Raw genomic sequence first — 1,274 nt, 5'->3', positions numbered from 1 at the left:
GCCGCCGCGTACTCCGCGCGGATCGACATCAGACCCGGCATCTCGTGCTCGGCCAGGGTGATCTCCTTGCGGCCGAACGCGGCAAGGGAGAGGTCGGCGACCTTGAAGTCGGCGGGGGACAGACTCGTCATCATTACTCCGTGGTGCGATGGGGGACGGTTCAGGAAGGGACTTCGGCGAGCTGCCGGGCCTTCGACAGGCCCAGGTTCTGGTGGATTTCGAGGGTGGCGCTCGAGCGGTTCAGGGTGATGTAGTGCAGACCCGGTGCTCCTTCGGCAAGGAGGCGCTCGGCCATGGCGGTGGCGTACTCGACGCCGATGCGGTGGCCCGCGCCCGGATCGTCACGGGCGGCGTCCAGACGCTGCGCCAGGCCGTCGGGGAAGGACGCGTTGCTCAGTTCGGCGAAGCGGCGGATCTGCCGGACGTCCGTGGCGGGCATGAGCTCGGGGATGATCGGGGTGTCACAGCCGGCGGCCGTGACCCGGTCCCGAAGGCGCAGGTAGTCCTCGACGCGGAAGAACATCTGGGTGATGGCGTAGTCCGCGCCGGCCCGGCACTTGGCGACGAAGTGGCGGATGTCGCTGTCCCAGTCCGGGGACCGCGGGTGACGCTCGGGGAAGGCCGCCACCCCCACCGTGAACTCCCCCAGCCCCCGTACGAGGGCGACGAGCTCGTCGGCATGACGGAGACCGGCCGGGTGGGGGACCCACTCGCCTCGGGCGTTGCCGGGCGGGTCCCCGCGCAGGGCGAGGACGTCCTGGATGCCGGCGTCCGCGTACTGGCCGATGATGTGGCGCAGCTCGGCGACCGAGTGGCCGACCGCCGTCAGGTGTGCGACCGGCCGGAGCGTGGTCTCGGCCGCGATCCGCTTCGTCACCTCGACGGTGCGGTCACGGGAGGAGCCGCCCGCGCCGTAGGTGACGGAGACGAACGAGGGCGACAGCGCCTCAATGCGGCGGATGGCGCTCCACAGGGTGCGCTCACCCGCTTCCGTCTTCGGGGGGAAGAATTCGAAGGAGTACGATCTCTGCCCCGTGGCGAGCAGGTCTCGCAGGCGGCCCGAACGGGCACGGTGCGAGTGCTCTGCGGTTCCTGCGGACATGGTGGTTCCTTGGATTCCGGTAGGGCGCGGCCGGGTCAGCGCGCGTTGAAGTACTTCGCTTCGGGGTGGTGGATCACGATGGCGTCGGTCGACTGCTCCGGGTGGAGCTGGAACTCCTCCGAGAGGTGGACGCCGATGCGCTCCGGCTGGAGCATGTCGGCGATCTTGGCGC

At 70.0% G+C, this 1,274-nt stretch carries 3 protein-coding genes; all 3 read right to left on the bottom strand.

The features are described from left to right. On the bottom strand, positions 1-134 hold a 134-nt coding region (locus tag ACZ4M3_RS35360), incomplete at its 3' end, for an adenosylhomocysteinase (protein WP_467739750.1). Positions 135-160: 26 nt separating this feature from the next. After that, positions 161-1,102 carry a methylenetetrahydrofolate reductase [NAD(P)H] gene (metF, locus tag ACZ4M3_RS35355; protein WP_467739747.1) on the bottom strand — a complete coding sequence of 314 codons (942 nt, stop codon included), beginning with the start codon at positions 1,100-1,102 and terminating at the stop codon, positions 161-163. A gap of 35 nt (positions 1,103-1,137) precedes the next feature. Beyond that, the coding region (locus ACZ4M3_RS35350; RefSeq protein WP_467739748.1) for a vitamin B12 dependent-methionine synthase activation domain-containing protein at positions 1,138-1,274 on the bottom strand (137 nt) is incomplete at its 5' end.

It is taken from the genome of Streptomyces sp. NPDC026522, from assembly GCF_055567555.1.
Note: the sequence above shows the minus strand (reverse complement) of the source record. Positions and strands in the feature narration are given on the sequence as shown.